General features: G+C 71.4%; 14 protein-coding genes. 8 read left to right on the top strand and 6 right to left on the bottom strand.

The features are described from left to right. Positions 1-260: 260 nt before the first annotated feature. Entirely contained in the window at positions 261-692 is a 432-nt protein-coding gene (locus tag ACZ6AA_RS36950) for a DUF3052 domain-containing protein (protein ID WP_030358529.1), read from the bottom strand. 431 nt (positions 693-1123) lie between these two features. Between ACZ6AA_RS36950 and aceE the strand changes: the two genes are divergently transcribed. Continuing rightward, the gene (aceE, locus tag ACZ6AA_RS36945) at positions 1124-3871 is read left to right on the top strand and encodes a pyruvate dehydrogenase (acetyl-transferring), homodimeric type (protein ID WP_468449512.1); all 2748 of its coding nucleotides are present in this window, start codon (positions 1124-1126) and stop codon (positions 3869-3871) included. Between the two features lie 100 nt (positions 3872-3971). Further along, on the top strand, positions 3972-4781 hold the full coding sequence (locus ACZ6AA_RS36940) for a potassium channel family protein (RefSeq protein ID WP_468449513.1): 810 nt from the start codon (positions 3972-3974) through the stop codon (positions 4779-4781). Here ACZ6AA_RS36940 and ACZ6AA_RS36935 read toward each other — a convergent pair. Both ACZ6AA_RS36935 and ACZ6AA_RS36930 read right to left on the bottom strand, forming a co-directional pair. Continuing rightward, positions 4762-5175 (bottom strand): peptidase inhibitor family I36 protein, encoded by a 414-nt coding sequence (locus ACZ6AA_RS36935; protein ID WP_471462858.1) that lies wholly within the window; start codon positions 5173-5175, stop codon positions 4762-4764. The two genes, ACZ6AA_RS36940 and ACZ6AA_RS36935, sit on opposite strands and share 20 nt — an antisense overlap. Positions 5176-5340: 165 nt before the next feature. After that, a complete protein-coding gene (locus ACZ6AA_RS36930; protein WP_468449515.1) occupies positions 5341-6975 on the bottom strand; it encodes an MFS transporter in 1635 nt (544 codons plus the stop codon). Positions 6976-7116: 141 nt separating this feature from the next. Between ACZ6AA_RS36930 and ACZ6AA_RS36925 the strand changes: the two genes are divergently transcribed. The 3 genes from ACZ6AA_RS36925 (at position 7117) to ACZ6AA_RS36915 (ending at position 10145) form a co-directional block, all read left to right on the top strand. Continuing rightward, complete coding sequence (locus tag ACZ6AA_RS36925; RefSeq protein ID WP_468449516.1) at positions 7117-7749, top strand: TetR/AcrR family transcriptional regulator; 633 nt, start codon at positions 7117-7119, stop codon at positions 7747-7749. Between the two features lie 242 nt (positions 7750-7991). Continuing rightward, positions 7992-9203 carry an alpha/beta hydrolase gene (locus tag ACZ6AA_RS36920; protein WP_468449517.1) on the top strand — a complete coding sequence of 404 codons (1212 nt, stop codon included), beginning with the start codon at positions 7992-7994 and terminating at the stop codon, positions 9201-9203. A gap of 66 nt (positions 9204-9269) precedes the next feature. Further along, positions 9270-10145 (top strand): DUF4429 domain-containing protein, encoded by an 876-nt coding sequence (locus tag ACZ6AA_RS36915; RefSeq protein ID WP_468450154.1) that lies wholly within the window; start codon positions 9270-9272, stop codon positions 10143-10145. A 108-nt stretch (positions 10146-10253) separates the two neighbouring features. Here ACZ6AA_RS36915 and ACZ6AA_RS36910 read toward each other — a convergent pair whose 3' ends face one another. Both ACZ6AA_RS36910 and ACZ6AA_RS36905 read right to left on the bottom strand, forming a co-directional pair. Further along, positions 10254-11264: an aldo/keto reductase gene (locus ACZ6AA_RS36910; RefSeq protein ID WP_471462855.1), complete on the bottom strand. Its 1011-nt coding sequence runs from the start codon at positions 11262-11264 to the stop codon at positions 10254-10256. 56 nt (positions 11265-11320) lie between these two features. Beyond that, a complete protein-coding gene (locus ACZ6AA_RS36905; RefSeq protein WP_471462853.1) occupies positions 11321-11776 on the bottom strand; it encodes a MerR family transcriptional regulator in 456 nt (151 codons plus the stop codon). A gap of 114 nt (positions 11777-11890) precedes the next feature. Between ACZ6AA_RS36905 and ACZ6AA_RS36900 the strand changes: the two genes are divergently transcribed. Together ACZ6AA_RS36900 and ACZ6AA_RS36895 are read left to right on the top strand one after the other, a co-directional pair. Continuing rightward, positions 11891-12388, top strand: a complete 498-nt coding sequence (locus ACZ6AA_RS36900; protein WP_468449520.1) for a GNAT family N-acetyltransferase — start codon at positions 11891-11893, stop codon at positions 12386-12388. 10 nt (positions 12389-12398) lie between these two features. Next, on the top strand, positions 12399-13214 hold the full coding sequence (locus tag ACZ6AA_RS36895) for a serine hydrolase domain-containing protein (protein WP_468449521.1): 816 nt from the start codon (positions 12399-12401) through the stop codon (positions 13212-13214). Here the strand turns inward: ACZ6AA_RS36895 and ACZ6AA_RS36890 are convergent. Next, positions 13211-13906: a pirin family protein gene (locus tag ACZ6AA_RS36890; RefSeq protein WP_468450156.1), complete on the bottom strand. Its 696-nt coding sequence runs from the start codon at positions 13904-13906 to the stop codon at positions 13211-13213. The genes ACZ6AA_RS36895 and ACZ6AA_RS36890 overlap by 4 nt on opposite strands. A gap of 61 nt (positions 13907-13967) precedes the next feature. Between ACZ6AA_RS36890 and ACZ6AA_RS36885 the strand changes: the two genes are divergently transcribed. Continuing rightward, positions 13968-15194, top strand: coding sequence for a PucR family transcriptional regulator (locus ACZ6AA_RS36885; protein ID WP_468449522.1), 1227 nt, complete (start codon positions 13968-13970; stop codon positions 15192-15194). The last annotated feature ends 89 nt before the right edge of the window (positions 15195-15283 follow it).

Genomic DNA, 15283 nt, shown 5'->3' with positions numbered 1-15283 from the left:
AGCCAGAAGGGTGGGCGGGCCCGGAAGGGGCGGCAGGGCTGGCAGGCCTGGGCGGGCGGGGCCCGGGCAGGTCGGCAGGATGGGCGGGCCCGGGAGGGCGGGGGCGGGCCCGGAGGGGGGAAGGGTGGGTGGGTGGGGAATAGCCCGTCCGGTGGTTGAGGGCGGGGGCGTGGTCCGGGGTGTGTGGCGGAACGCGTGAGGCCCCCGACGGGGCGAACCGTCGGAGGCCTCATGGGACTCTGCAGAGGGCCTACGGCCAGCTACCGCTTCTTGGCAGCCCCCTTGGGCGTACTCAGCCGAGAGCCGTTCCAGTCCTTGCCCGCGTTGATGCTCTTGGTCTGGGACAGACCCGCGGTGGTTGCGGCCTCACCGATCTCGCTGGGCTCGACGTAGCCGTCGCGCCCTGTCTTCGGTGTGAGGAGGAGGATCGAACCGCCTTCCTCCATGTACGCGATGGCATCGACCAGCGCATCGGTCAGGTCCCCGTCGTCCTCTCGGAACCAGAGCACCACGGCATCAGCCACGTCGTCGTATTCCTCGTCGACGAGCTCTGTGCCGGTGGCCTGCTCGATGGCCTCGCGGAGCTCCTGATCGGCGTCGTCGTCGTAGCCGATCTCCTGGACCACCATGTCGGGCTGGAACCCCAGCCTTACGGCAAGGTTCGTCTCCGCGTGGTCCGCGGTCGCGCTCACGGATTGCCTCCTGATCTTGTTCTTGGGAATGCCTTCGGCCCCGCGCGTGCGAGGGGCATTGGCCGTAGTCCACACGGGCGGGACGGATCGCGCAAGTACCCAGCCGTCAAGACCGCCGAAACGGTGACGTTCCCGACCGTGTCACCGCAACTGTGGCCGCATCCGAAAGGGGCCGGACGGCTCCACGGAGCCGTTGGGCGGGATGGGCGTATCGTTGCGATTTGGCCGAGCCTACCCCAGGGACGGCGCCCGTCGTCCCGGTTACCTGGAGGTAGAGATGACGTGGACCGCGCCGGGGTAGACGATGGTGAGCGTCGTACGCACGAGTCCAGAGCGTCCAGAGCAGAGCCCCGGCCAGGGCCGGAGCAGAGACCAAGCCAGAGCACGAACCGCATCGCGCGCACCGCGCGACCACACAGCGAAGGAACAGCGTGGCTTCCGGATCCGATCGCAACCCGATCATCATTGGCGGCCTTCCCAGCCAGGTCCCGGATTTCGATCCAGAAGAGACCCAGGAATGGCTCGACTCCCTCGACGCCGCCGTCGACGAGCGCGGCCGCGAGCGGGCCCGCTATCTGATGCTCCGCCTGATCGAGCGCGCCCGCGAGAAGCGCGTCGCCGTGCCCGAGATGCGCAGCACGGACTACGTCAACACGATCGCCACCAAGGACGAGCCGTTCTTCCCCGGCAACGAGGAGATCGAGCGCAAGGTCCTGAACGCGACCCGCTGGAACGCGGCCGTGATGGTGTCCCGCGCGCAGCGCCCGGGCATCGGGGTCGGCGGCCACATCGCCACCTTCGCCTCCTCGGCGTCGCTGTACGACGTGGGGTTCAACCACTTCTTCCGCGGCAAGGACGAGGGCGACGGCGGCGACCAGATCTTCTTCCAGGGGCACGCCTCCCCCGGTATCTACGCCCGCGCCTTCCTCCTCGACCGGCTCTCCGAGCAGCAGCTCGACGCGTTCCGGCAGGAGAAGTCCAAGGCGCCGTACGGCCTTTCGTCGTATCCGCACCCGCGGCTGATGCCGGACTTCTGGGAGTTCCCGACGGTCTCCATGGGCCTCGGCCCGCTCGGCGCGATCTTCCAGGCGCGGATGAACCGCTACATGGCGGCGCGCGACATCGCCGACACCTCCAAGTCGCATGTCTGGGCGTTCCTCGGCGACGGCGAGATGGACGAGCCGGAGTCGCTCGGGCAGTTGTCCATCGCCGCGCGCGAGGGGCTCGACAACCTCACCTTCGTCGTGAACTGCAATCTGCAGCGCCTGGACGGCCCGGTGCGCGGCAACGGCAAGATCATCCAGGAGCTGGAGTCGCAGTTCCGCGGCGCCGGATGGAACGTCATCAAGCTGGTGTGGGACCGCAGTTGGGACCCGCTGCTCGCGCAGGACCGGGACGGCATTCTGGTCAACAAGCTGAACACCACGCCCGACGGCCAGTTCCAGACGTATGCCACCGAGACCGGTGCCTACATCCGCGACCACTTCTTCGGTGACGACCAGCGGCTGCGCACCATGGTCGAGGGCATGACCGACGACCAGATCCTGCACCTGGGCCGCGGCGGCCACGACCACAAGAAGATCTTCGCGGCGTTCGCCGCGGCCAAGGCCCACAAGGGCCAGCCGACGGTGATCCTGGCCCAGACCGTCAAGGGCTGGACGCTCGGCCCGAACTTCGAGGGCCGCAACGCCACCCACCAGATGAAGAAGCTGACGGTCGACGACCTCAAGGGCTTCCGCGACCGGCTGCACCTGCCGATCACGGACAAGCAGTTGGAGGACGGCGCGCCGCCGTACTACCACCCGGGCCGGAACTCGGAAGAGATCCAGTACATGCACGACCGCCGCAAGGGCCTCGGCGGCTACGTCCCGACCCGTGTGGTGCGCTCCGAGCCGCTGCGCCTGCCCGAGGACAAGACGTACGCATCCGTGAAGAAGGGCTCCGGGCAGCAGTCCATCGCCACCACCATGGCGTTTGTGCGGCTCCTGAAGGACCTCATGCGGGACAAGGAGATCGGCAAGCGCTTTGTGCTGATCGCGCCCGATGAGTACCGCACCTTCGGCATGGACTCGTTCTTCCCGAGTGCGAAGATCTACAACCCGCTCGGTCAGCAGTACGAGGCCGTGGACCGGGATCTGCTGCTGGCCTACAAGGAGTCCCCGACCGGGCAGATGCTGCACGACGGCATCTCCGAGGCGGGCTGCACGGCGTCCCTGATCGCCGCGGGCTCGGCGTACGCCACCCATGGCGAACCGCTGATCCCCGTGTACGTCTTCTACTCGATGTTCGGATTCCAGCGCACCGGCGACCAGTTCTGGCAGATGGCCGACCAGCTCGCGCGCGGATTCGTCCTGGGCGCGACCGCCGGCCGCACGACCCTGACCGGTGAGGGGCTTCAGCACGCCGACGGCCACTCCCAGCTGCTCGCCTCGACCAACCCGGGCTGTGTCGCCTACGACCCGGCCTTCGGCTTCGAGATCGCGCACATCGTCCAGGACGGCCTGCGCCGGATGTACGGCTCGTCGGCGGACCACCCGCACGGCGAGGACGTCTTCTACTACCTGACGGTCTACAACGAGCCGATCCAGCACCCGGCCGAGCCCGAGAACGTGGACGTCGAGGGCATCCTCAAGGGCATCCACCGCTTCAAGGCGGGCGAGCAGGGCGCGATCCCGGCGCAGATCCTCGCCTCCGGTGTCGCGGTGCCGTGGGCCGTCGAGGCCCAGCGGATCCTCGCCGCCGAGTGGAACGTCAAGGCGGACGTCTGGTCGGCGACCTCCTGGAACGAGCTGCGCCGTGAGGCCGTCGAGGTGGAGCGGCACAATCTGCTGCACCCCGAGGAGGAGCAGCGCGTCCCCTATGTGACGCGGAAGCTCACCGGCTCCGAGGGGCCGTTCGTGGCCGTCTCCGACTGGATGCGGTCCGTGCCCGACCAGATCTCCCGGTGGGTGCCGGGCACCTACCAGTCGCTCGGCGCGGACGGCTTCGGCTTCGCGGACACGCGGGGTGCCGCCCGCCGCTTCTTCCACATCGACGCCCAGTCGATCGTGGTCGGCGTGCTCACCGAGCTGGCCCGCGAGGGCAAGATCGACCGCTCCGTCCTGAAGCAGGCGATCGACCGCTATCAGCTCCTGGACGTCGCGGCGGCCGACCCGGGCGCCGCCGGGGGCGACGCCTGACGGCCGGGACAACCGGCACGACTGGCACATAAACACCTCATCAGTGCGAAGGGCGGCGGGCCGTGGACCCGGCGCCCTTCGGGCTTTCTACGATGCGGGCATGAAGGAACAGTCGGCACAGGTCCGTTGGGAGCGCCGGACGCAGCGTCCGCTGCTCGCGCTCGCCGTGGCCTTCGCGGTCGCCTACGCCGTGCCCATAGTGCGGCCCGAGGCGGGTGAGTCCGTGACGAGCGCCTGCACCGCGGTGGAGTGGTCCGTCTGGGGTGCGTTCGCCGTCGACTATCTGGTGCGGCTCGCGCTCGCCGAGCGCCGTGCCCGGTTCGTCCGCACGCACTGGCTCGACCTGTGCGCCGTGGTCCTGCCGATGATCCAGCCGCTGCGGCTGCTGCGGCTGGTCTCCACCCTCCTGCTGGTCGGACGGCGGGCCCGGATGGCGTCGCAGATCAAGCTGACGACGTACGTCGTGGGTGCCGTGGTCGGTCTGTTGATGTTCGGCTCGCTGGCCGTGCTCTCGGTGGAGCGGGAGTCGCCGGACGGCAACATCAAGACGTTGGGCGACGCCGTGTGGTGGTCCTTCACCACGATGACCACCGTGGGCTACGGCGACCACGCGCCGACGACCGGGCTCGGCCGGGTGCTCGCGGTCGGCCTGATGCTGTCGGGCATCGCGCTGCTCGGTGTCGTCACCGCCAACATCGCGGCGTGGTTCATCGCCCGCTTCGAGAAGGACGACGCCGAGGAGCGCCGCCAGACCGCCGCGATCGAGTCCCTCACCGCGGAGATCGTCGCCCTGCGCGCGCAGGTCAGCGCCCTCTCCGGGGTACCGGTGGCGGCCACCGTGCCCCGCCAGGCCGCGGCCGACGGCTCCGTCGGCGAGGCGGGGCCGCCGCTCAGCGCTCCCAGATCTTGAACGCCCGCACCTTGTACGGCGACTCCGGGGCCCAGGTGCCGTTGCCCGGATAGGTGTTGAACTCGCCCGTCTCGGCGCACTCCGCCGACTGGTACGTCGTGACGGGCCGGCCGGTGCGGTTGGCGATGGCCTGCGCGCTGCCCCCCTCCGGCAGCGCGACACAGCTCTCGATGTCCGTACCGGCCAGCTCGTACGTGTGCCGCTGGCCCTTGAAGCCCGCCTTCTCCCAGAGGCAGAGTTCCCCCGGGCCGCAGCCGCCGAGCCGTGGTGGCCCGGCGGCCCCGGCGTGTGCGGGTGTCAGGACCACGGCGGCCAGGGCGGCCGTGGTCAGCGCCAGGACGGCCGTGGCTCCGGCCGTGGTGGCGGGCAAGGTGGATCGCGTGGTCGCACGCATGTGCATCAACCCCCGTGTCGTAACGCTCACTTGTCGCCACTCTCGACCGTGGGACACGGGGCCGGAAAGGGGTTCTCGTACCGCTCACCCTGATAGGCGAAAGCCCCCGGAGCGGACCCGGAGGGCTTTCCCTGAGACGGCTTCGCCCGGCGGCGGGGATTTCCCCTAGAGGTGCGCGGCCCCGGCGCCCGCCTCCGCGTTCGCCCCGCGCTTCGTCAGGGTCGCCACCACCGCCGCGATCACGCCGACGACTCCGGCGACCGTGAAGGCCACGCCCATGCCCGACATGAACGTGTCGTGCACGACGTCCGTGATGGTGCCGAGGACGCCCTCATTCACCCCGGGGGCCCGGCCGACCTGCTCCGGCACGGACCCGGTCGCGGCCGCCTTGTCGAGGCCGGGCGGCGGGGCTCCGGGCAGCCCGGCGTCCTGCCAGTTGCCCTTCAGGTCGGAGTCGACGGTGTTGGACATCACCGCGCCGAGGACGGCCGTGCCGAGGCTGCCGCCGACCTGCATGCCGGCCTGCTGGAGGCCGCCCGCGACGCCGGAGAGCTCCAACGGGGCGTTGCCCACGATGACTTCGGTGGCGCCGACCATGACGGGGGCGAGACCGAGGCCGAGGAGGGCGAACCAGACGGACATCGGCAGCGTGCCGGTGCCCGTCGTCATGGTGGTCATGCCGAACATCGCGACCGCGGTGCACACCATGCCGCCCACCAGCGGCACCCGTGGCCCGAACCGGGTGATCAGGGCGCCGGCGAGCGGCGAGGAGACGATCATCATGGCGGTCAGCGGAAGCAGGTGCAGACCGCTGTCGACGGGGCTCATGCCGTGCACGTTCTGCAGATAGAAGGTGACGAAGAACAGGCCGCCCATGAAGGCGAAGGCCATCAGGACCATCAGCGCGGTGCCCGCGGACAGCGGCACCGAGCGGAACAGGCCGAGCGGGATCAGCGGCTCCGCGACCCGGTTCTCCCACCAGGCGAACAGCGCGAAGCACACGACGGAGGCAGCGAGGAACGCCCACGTCCTGGCGCTGCCCCAGCCCCACGGGTCGCCCGCCTTGATGAGCGCCCAGATCAGGGCGAACATCGCGGCCGAGAGCAGCACGATGCCGGGGATGTCGAAGGAGCGCGGCGCGTTCTCCGCCCGGTGGTCCTTGAGGATCAGCACGCCGAGCACCAGCGCGAGCACGCCGACCGGCACGTTGATGAAGAACACGGACTGCCAGCTGACGTGCTCGACCAGGACGCCGCCGAGGATGGGGCCGCCCGCGGTGGAGGCGCCGATGACCATGCCCCAGATGCCGATGGCCATGTTGAGCTGCGCGGCCGGGAACGTGGCCCGCAGCAGGCCGAGCGCGGCCGGCATCAGGAGCGCGCCGAACAGCCCCTGGAGCACGCGGAAGGCGATGACCAGGGAGACGCTGCCGGACAGGCCGATGGCTCCGGAGGCGAGGGCGAAGCCGACCACGCCGATGAGGAAGGTCTGGCGGTGCCCGAAGCGGTCGCCGAGCTTTCCCGCGGTGATGAGGGCGACGGCGAGCGCGAGGAGATAGCCGTTGGTGATCCATTGGACGTCCGCGAGGGAGGCGCCGAGGTCCTTGGTGATCGCGGGGTTGGCGACGGCGACGATCGTGCCGTCCAGGGCGACCATCATCACGCCGATCGCGACGGAGAACAGCGTGAGCCACGGATGTCCGCGCAGGCCGCGGGGGCCGCCAAGTGCACTGGCCGGAGCGGGAGTCGGGACGGGGTCCGGTGCCTCGTCCGCCTTGCCGACGGTGATCTGACTCGTCATGCGCCGAGGCTAATGTCAGCGACTGACAGTTGACAGGTCCTGGCATAAGTCGGTCGCTGTCATTTAGCTCACAGGTGCGGCCTCGCGGGTATGGTGAGCTGGCCAAACGGGCTGGAGCAGCGGAAGAGACGGGGTGCGGGCGTGACCGGGCCGGGCTTGCGCGAACGCAAGAAGCAGCGCACGCGTGACGCTCTGCTGCGTGCGGCGCTCGAACTGTTCACCACCAAGGGGTACGAGGAGACGACGGTCGACGAGATCGTCGAGGCCGTCGACGTCTCCCAGCGCACATTCTTCCGGCACTTCGCGGGCAAGCAGGAAGCCGCCTTCGCCATGCAGGACATGGTGGAGGCACGGTTCCTGCGGGCACTGCGCGAACGCCCCGCCGACGAGGCCCCGTTCGCGGCGCTGCGCGGCGCCGTGCTCGGCTCCTGGGACGCGGTGGGCGAGTCCATCGAGGCCGTCGTGCCGGTCGAACTCCACATGCGCACCTACCGGATGATCGAGTCGACCCCCGCGCTCCTCGCCGTCCATCTGCGCCGCTCCATCGAGATCGAGGAGCAGGTCGCGCAGGTGATCGCCGAACGCGAGGGCGTCGACCTCGCCGTCGACCCGCGCCCACGGGTGGCGGTCGCGGCGTTCAGCGGCGTCATGCGGGTCACCGGGCGGCGGTGGGGCGCGGGCGAGGACATCAGCGTCGACTCGATCCGGGCGATCACAGAGTCCTACCTGGACCATCTGGGCCCGGCGCTCACCGCGGACTGGCGCGCGGGCTGACCCGCCCCCCCACCGGCACCCCCACGACGCACCCGCGTTCACCCACCGGCGCACCCACGTCGAGTGACCACGGCGCACTCCGAGTGACCGCGCGCCGCGCACGCGCCTCGTACGCATCCCAAGCACAGAGCGTGACGAATACGCAAGGGAAGTGTCCGCTTCGCCACAATTACCCCTCCAGAAACGTGATCTGCCTCACCCCGTGCACGGGACGCTTCGCGCTTCTCCTAGGGTGTCCCGCAGTGACTTCCTTCGACTCCTCCCCCCAACTCGGCGTCTGGCGCGCACTGCTCGCGCTCACCGTGGTGTTCGTCATGCTCGCGACCACCGGCTGGACCGCGGTGCGCCAGCACAGCGGCGCGGGCTCGCCGCTCGAAGCCACCCTCGCCGCCTGGGACCGGGGGCGCATCGACGGGCGTGACCTGCCCGACTCCGGTGCCCCCGCGGCCAGGATCGCGCGGTTCTTCGCCTCGCTCACCGCCCCGCAGCGCACGCGCCTCGCCGCCCGCTATCCCCTCGCCGTCGGCAACATGAACGGCGCCCCCGTACAACTGCGTTACCGCGCGAACCGCGTCGCCCTGCGAGAGGCACGCGCGATCGAGAGGGAACGCGTCCACGACGACCGGCTGTCGCCCGTGGGCAAGCAGGAGGCGGAGCGCAGGATGAAGCGGTTCGGCGTGATGATGCGCCCGGACCGCCAGGTCCTCGCCTTCGACCCGATGGGGTCGGGGCGCATGGCCGAGGTCTACGGAGACCTCGACCGGGCCGGACGGGTCTCGGTCGTGGTGCCCGGAGTCGACACGAACGTCCTCACCTTCGAGCGCACCCAGCGCAAGTACGCGGCCCCCGTCGGCATGGCGCGGTCGCTGTACCGCGCGGAGCGCGCCGCCGACCCCCGCGCGCGTACCGCCGTGATCGCCTGGGCCGACTACACCGCGCCCGTCGGCCTCGGCGTGGACGCGGCCACCTCGATGCGCGCCGACGACGGGGCGGTCCGCCTCGACTCCCTGGTGAGCGCGCTGCCCGGCCGGGCCGCGGTGGCGCTGTACTGCCACAGCTACGGCTCCGTGGTGTGCGGAGTCGCGGCCAACCGACTCCCCCGGCGGGTCACCGACATCGCGGTCGCGGGCAGCCCCGGCATGCGCGCCGACAGCGCCACGGGCCTCGGCAGCCGCGCGCGGATCTGGGCCGCACGGGACAGCGACGACTGGATCCAGGATGTGCCGCACATGGAAGTCGGCGGGCTCGGCCACGGCGCCGACCCCGTCTCCGCGGGCTTCGGCGCGCGCGTGGTGTCCGCCGACCGTGCCCGGGGCCACACGGGTTACTTCGAGCCGGGCACGGACAGCCTGCGCAACTTCGCCCAGATCGGGGTCGGCGCGTACGACAAGGTGCGCTGCGCCGTTCAGTCCGTGGCCTGCCGGGAAGGTATGTCCGGTACGACAGCGGCCTGACGCGCGTAGAAATCGACGAAACAGCGGCCCGCCGCAGGAGAGACGGAGAAGCGCGTGCCGCATACGATGAGCCGCATGGGTGATGTACTGGCCGGATTTCACGCCGCCTGGGAGTTCGAGTCCGACTCCGTGCTCATCCGCTTCGAACGGGGGATCCGTACGCCGAAGCTGTTCCAGGCTCTCGGTGAGCGCCGTATCCCTCATGAGGCGATCGCGGGGGTCACGCTCACACCGGGCAAACGCGGGACGACCGTCCTGCACGCCGTCCCGAGAGCGGGCGCCGATCCGCTCATGGAGGCGGCGGCGGGGCAGCTCAAGGACGGCTCCGATCCCTACCGCCTGGTGCTCCCGGCCGAGCGCGAGACGCTCGCCGAGTACTACGCGGACGAGCTGCGCGCCGCCCTCCCCGCGGACGACCCGGGCCCGGCGGAGCGCCATCTCGTGGCCGCGCCCGAGGCGCCGCTCCAGTTCAAGGCGTACGACGGGAAGGCGTCCTTCGACGGCAAGAAGGTGGCCTTCCGGTGGTTCTGGACGGGGGCCTCGTCGGCGAAGTGGAAGGCCGGTGACCAGAGTTTCCTGGTCACCGACCTGAGCGGGGTCGAGTGGCGCTCGCCGGAGGTCTTCGAGGGCCATCTGCGGCTGCTGCGCCGCGAGTCGCCGGTCGCCCAGCCCGCGCAGGCGGACCAGGATCCGGCGGCCGTCGTGTTCGGCCTCGGGTACGGGCCCGTGCACGAGTCGCTGCCGTTCGCCGCGTCCGTCCTCGCGGCCGTGCGGGCGTCGGGGCCCGCGCCCGCCGTGATTCCCGCCGCCGCGCCCGCCGTCCGGCGCGATCCCGCCGACATCGCCGAGCGGATCCGGCATCTCGGGGAGCTGCACCAGGCCGGTCTGCTCACGGACGACGAGTTCACGGCGAAGAAGGCGGAGTTGCTGGCGGAACTGTGACTGGTCCCGGGCCTGGGCAGCCCACCGGGCTGGGGGTCGGTCCAGTTCGGCGGCTGCGGGTGCCTCGTGGCTGAGCGCGCAGTTCCCCGCGCCCCTTGCGGGGCGCCCCTACTGTTCCCGGCCCGCCGACGAGAACGTCATGTCCGCGTACCTGTCCCCCGACACCCGGCCCGCGATCGGCTCCAGGAGAGCCAGTTCGTCGGGGGTCAGCTCGATCCGGGTGGACGCCGTGTTCTCCTCCAGGCGGGTGCGCTTGCGGGTGCCCGGGATCGGTACGACCGGCAGGCCGTGGAGGTCGGCCCGCTGCTGCACCCAGGCCAGGGCGATCTGGGCCGGGGTCGCGTCGTGCGCGGCGGCGACCGTGCGGACCGGGTCCAGGAGGGCCGCGTTCGCCTCGGCGTTGGCGCCGGTGAAGCGGGGCTGCTGGCGGCGGAAGTCGCCCTCGGTCAGCTCCTTGTCGGCGCTCACGAAGGAGCCGGTCAGGAAGCCGCGGCCGAGCGGGGAGTACGGGACGAGGGTCACGCCCAGCTCGGCGGCGGCCGGGACGACGGCGCGCTCGATGTCGCGGCTGAACAGCGACCACTCCGACTGCAGGGCCGCGATGGGGTGCACGGCGTGCGCGGCGCGCAGCTCGTCGCCGGTGACCTCGCTGAGCCCGAGGTGCTTGACCTTGCCCGCGGCGACCAGCTCGGCCATCACGCCGACCGTCTCCTCGATCGGCACCCTCGGGTCGCGGCGGTGCATGTAGTAGAGGTCGATGGCGTCCACGCCGAGGCGGCTCAGGCTGGCGTCGACGCAGGCGCGTATGTACTCCGGCGCGTTGTTGATGACCCGCTTCGTCGGGTCGGCCGGGTCGATGGCCAGGGCGAACTTCGTGGCGACGACGACCTCGTCGCGGTGCGCCGCGAAGAAGGGGGCGAGGAACTTCTCGTTCTCGCCGCTCGCGTACGCGTCGGCGGTGTCGTAGAGCGTGACACCCAGGTCGAGTGCCCGCTCCAGGGTGGCCCGGGCCTCGTCGGCGTCCGTGGGGCCGTACGCGAAGCTCATGCCCATGCAGCCGAGGCCCTGGACGCCGACCTCGGGGCCTGCCGTGCCGAGCCGTGCGGTTTTGATCTTCACTGGGTCGTGCCTCCGCTGGGATTCAGAAGTAGCTGGGGGTTCCGGAGCGGCTGGGCTCAGGAGTAGATGTCGATCTTGTGGTCCAGGACGGCGAGCGTGCCCTGGAGTTCCGCGATCCGGGCCCGGACGTCCCTGCGGGTGCGCTCCAGGAGTTCCCGGCGCCGGGCGAAGGTGTGGTCGCCCTCGCGCACCAGCTCCGCGTAGCGCACCATGTCGGCGACCGGCATGCCGGTCAGGCGCAGCTTGCCGACGAGGGTCAGCCAGTCCAGGTCGCGGTTGCGGTAGCGGCGCTGGCCCGTGTGGGAGCGGTCGATGTGCGGCATCAGACCGATCCGCTCGTACCAGCGCAGGGTGTGCGCGGTCAGACCGGTCACCGCGACGACCTCGCTGATCGTGTAGTGGTCCTGTCCGTCCGGGCGCGGATGGGCGGGCGGGGGCGGGCAGATCTCGGGCCCGTCCTGGTCGCGGGTGGGGGCGGGGGTGGGTGCGGGGGTGGTCTCCATCACCGTCATGGCCCCCACGCTAGAACCTTGGAGCGCACTCCAAGCAAGGGCAATCCGAAAGATCGCCGGACCCGGCCGTAATCCACGGGACGGCGCCGGGGTGCGATGGCTACCGTGCGGCCCATGAATCCTGTACGACGCGCCGCGGCGGCGGACGCCGAAGAAGTCATACGCCTGCGCCAGGTCATGATCGACTCCGTCTTCACCCTGGACGGCACCCCGCCCGCCACCTCCGTCACCGACTGGCACGCCGAGTCCATCCCCACCGTGCGCGAACGCCTCGCCGACCCCGACGGGGACTTCGCCGCGTTCGTCGTCGACCACCCGGAGCGGCCCGGCGCCCTCGCCGCGCTCGCCGTCGGCACCCTGGAGTACCGCATCGGGCGCGCGGGCAATCCGCACGGCCTCGCGGGCTACCTCTTCAGCGTCGCCACCGACCCCGGCATGCGCCGCCGGGGCTACTCCCGCGCCTGCGTGGAGGCGCTGCTCGACTGGTTCCGGGAGCGGGGCGCCGGGCAGGTCGACCTCACCGCGTCGCCCGAGGCCGAGCCGCTGTACGCCTCGCTCGGGTTCGTCCGCAAGCCCGACCCCTACATGCAGCTGAAACTCACGGGCGCTTAGGCTCGGGGGCATGCAGAGCCTGGCGTTGATCGAGAACTGGCCGGTCCCGACCGCTGCCGCCGCCGTCGTCCGCGCGGACGGCACCGTCGCGGGGACGCGCGGGCCCACCGGGCGGCAGTTCGCCCTCGCCTCCGTCACCAAGCCCCTCGCGGCGTACGCGGCGCTCGTCGCGTACGAGGAGGGGGCGATCGAGCTGGACGAGCCCGCCGGGCCCGACGGGGCCACCGTGCGGCATCTGCTCGCGCACACCAGCGGGCTCGCCTTCGACGCCCACGACGTGGTGGCCGCGCCCGGGGTGCGGCGGCTCTACTCCAACTCCGGGTTCGAGGTGCTCGGCGAGCACATCGCCAAGGCCACGGACATCCCCTTCGCGGACTATCTGCGGCAGGCCGTGCTCGAACCGCTCGGGATGACCTCCACGTTCCTCGCGGGGGACGCCTCGCCCGCGAAGGACGGGGTGTCCTGCGTGGACGACCTCGTGCGGTTCGCCGCGGAGGTGCAGCTGCCCCGGCTGCTCGACCCCCGGACCGTGGCCGAGGCCATGTCCGTGGCCTACCCCGGGCTCAAGGGCGTGCTTCCCGGGTACGGGCACCAGAACCCCAACGACTGGGGGCTCGGGTTCGAGATCCGGGACGGGAAGTCGCCGCACTGGACGGGGAGTTCCTCGTCGCCGCGGACCTTCGGGCACTTCGGGCAGGCGGGAACGTTTCTCTGGGTCGACCCGGACGCGGGGGCCGCGTGCGTGGCCCTGACGGACCGGGCGTTCGGGCCGTGGGCCGTGGAGGTCTGGCCGACGTTCACCGACGCGGTGCTGGCCGAGCTTTAGACGCGAGGGCGCCGGGGCGGGGGCGCCGGGGCAGAGCCCTGGCCCATCTCCCACACCAGCAGTTCCGCCCTGCCCCCGTACGACACCACGTCCAGGCCCGGCTCCCCCGTCAGGCGGGCCGAGTCGCCCGGGCCGAGGTCCTCGTCCGCCAGGGCCACTTCGCCGTGGACCACGTGGACGTAGACCGTGGGGGCGTCGGGGAGGGCCGTGCGCTCGCCGGGGGCGAGGCGGCGGACGTGGAGGAGGGCGGAGGCGGCGGGGACGGCGTAGGGCGTGGAGTCGGCGATGCCGCGGACGACGGCGTAGGACGGCGGGCCGCCGGGGTCCCGGGGGGCCAGCCACATCTGGAGGAAGGCCAGCGGCTCGGGGCCCGCGTTGCGCTCGACGTGCCGGACCCCCGCGCCCGCGCTGAGGTGCTGGACGTCGCCGCGGCGGACGACGGACTCGTGGCCCGCGGAGTCGCGGTGGGTCAGCTCGCCCGCGACGACCCAGGTGACGATCTCGGTGTGGCTGTGCGGATGCTCCTCGAACCCGGCGCCGGGCGCGAGGTGCTCCTCGTTGCAGGCCAGGAGCGCGCCGAAGCGGAGGTTGTCGGGCTCGTAGTAGGGCCCGAAGGAGAAGGCGTGGAAGGAGTCGATCCCCGCCATGGGGTCACCCCCGGGATACCGCTCACCGGAACGTCGTACTTCCATCACGCCCCCACCGTAGACCCGGCCCCGCACGCCGCCGTCCCGATAAGGCAGTCTTGTCCCCGTGCCCGAACCTGAAGCGAACTCAGCCCACCAGGACGCCGGAGCCGACTCCCGGCGCGGCGGCCGCGCCCACGCGCACGCCGCGACCCTGAAGCGCCTGGAGAAGTCGTCCGGCAGCCTCGCGGCGCAGGCGATCGCGCGCATGGACGAGACGCTGTCCTGGTACCGGGCCATGCCACCGGAGAACCGCTCCTGGATCGGCCTGGTCGCCCAGGCCGGTATCGCCGCGTTCACCGAGTGGTTCCGGCACCCCGACGCCCCCCAGGCGATCTCGACGGACGTCTTCGGCACCGCGCCCCGCGAGCTGACCCGGGCGATCACGCTGCGCCAGACCGTGGAGATGGTGCGGACCACCATCGAGGTCATGGAGTCGGCGATCGACGAGGTCGCCGCGCCCGGCGACGAGTCGGTGCTCCGCGAGGCGCTGCTCGTCTACGCCCGCGAGATCGCCTTCGCCACCGCGCAGGTGTACGCACAGGCCGCCGAGGCACGCGGTGCCTGGGACGCGCGCCTGGAGTCGCTCGTCGTGAACGCCGTGCTCTCCGGTGAGGCCGATGAGGGAGCCGTCTCCCGTGCCGCCGCGCTCGGCTGGAACTCGCCGGACCACGTCTGCGTGGTCCTCGGCACCGCTCCCGACGGCGACAGCGAACTCACCGTCGAGGCCATCCGCCGGGCCGCCCGGCACGCCAAGCTCCAGGTCCTCACCGGTGTGCTCGGCACCCGTCTGGTCGTCATCGCGGGCGGCAACGACAACCCGCTGGCCGTGGCGAAGGCACTGATCGGGCCGTACGCGGCCGGTCCCGTGGTGGCCGGGCCCATCGTGCCGGACCTGCTGGCCGCCACCCGCTCCGCGCAGGCGGCCGCCGCGGGCCTGAAGGCGTGCGGTGCCTGGCAGGACGCGCCGCGCCCCGTCCTCGCGGACGATCTGCTGCCGGAGCGGGCGATCGCGGGCGATCCGGCGGCGCGCGAACAGCTGGTGGAGGAGATCTACAGACCGCTGGAGGAGGCCGGTTCGGCGCTCCTGGAGACCCTCAGCGTCTACCTCGAACAGGCGAGTAGCCTGGAGGGCGCCGCGCGGATGCTCTTTGTGCATCCCAACACCGTGCGCTACCGGCTTCGACGTGTGACTGACGTCACCGGCTGGTCCCCCTCGGATGTGCGCTCGGCGTTCACTCTGCGCATCGCGCTGATCCTGGGACGTCTCGCAGACGGTGATTCCCAGGCCTGAGTCTTTGTTGGGGTTCTACAATTCCCTCAGCGGTTCTTCGTCCCTGTCCCCACGGGCGGTTCGTACTGTCCACAAGAGAGAGTGTGAGA

The sequence above is a fragment of the Streptomyces sp. NPDC040610 genome (genome assembly GCF_055594065.1).
This window is presented reverse-complemented; position numbering and strand designations above follow the sequence as displayed.

Bases quoted from the DNA above. Each gene is read 5' to 3' on its own strand.
- ACZ6AA_RS36940 (WP_468449513.1), top strand. From the start codon at position 3,972: ATGAAGGAACAGTCGGCACAGGTCCGTTGGGAGCGCCGGACGCAGCGT.
- ACZ6AA_RS36935 (WP_471462858.1), bottom strand. From the start codon at position 5,175: ATGCGTGCGACCACGCGATCCACCTTGCCCGCCACCACGGCCGGAGCC.
- ACZ6AA_RS36930 (WP_468449515.1), bottom strand. From the start codon at position 6,975: ATGACGAGTCAGATCACCGTCGGCAAGGCGGACGAGGCACCGGACCCC.
- ACZ6AA_RS36915 (WP_468450154.1), top strand. From the start codon at position 9,270: ATGAGCCGCATGGGTGATGTACTGGCCGGATTTCACGCCGCCTGGGAG.
- ACZ6AA_RS36905 (WP_471462853.1), bottom strand. From the start codon at position 11,776: ATGACGGTGATGGAGACCACCCCCGCACCCACCCCCGCCCCCACCCGC.
- ACZ6AA_RS36900 (WP_468449520.1), top strand. From the start codon at position 11,891: ATGAATCCTGTACGACGCGCCGCGGCGGCGGACGCCGAAGAAGTCATA.
- ACZ6AA_RS36895 (WP_468449521.1), top strand. From the start codon at position 12,399: ATGCAGAGCCTGGCGTTGATCGAGAACTGGCCGGTCCCGACCGCTGCC.
- ACZ6AA_RS36890 (WP_468450156.1), bottom strand. From the start codon at position 13,906: ATGGAAGTACGACGTTCCGGTGAGCGGTATCCCGGGGGTGACCCCATG.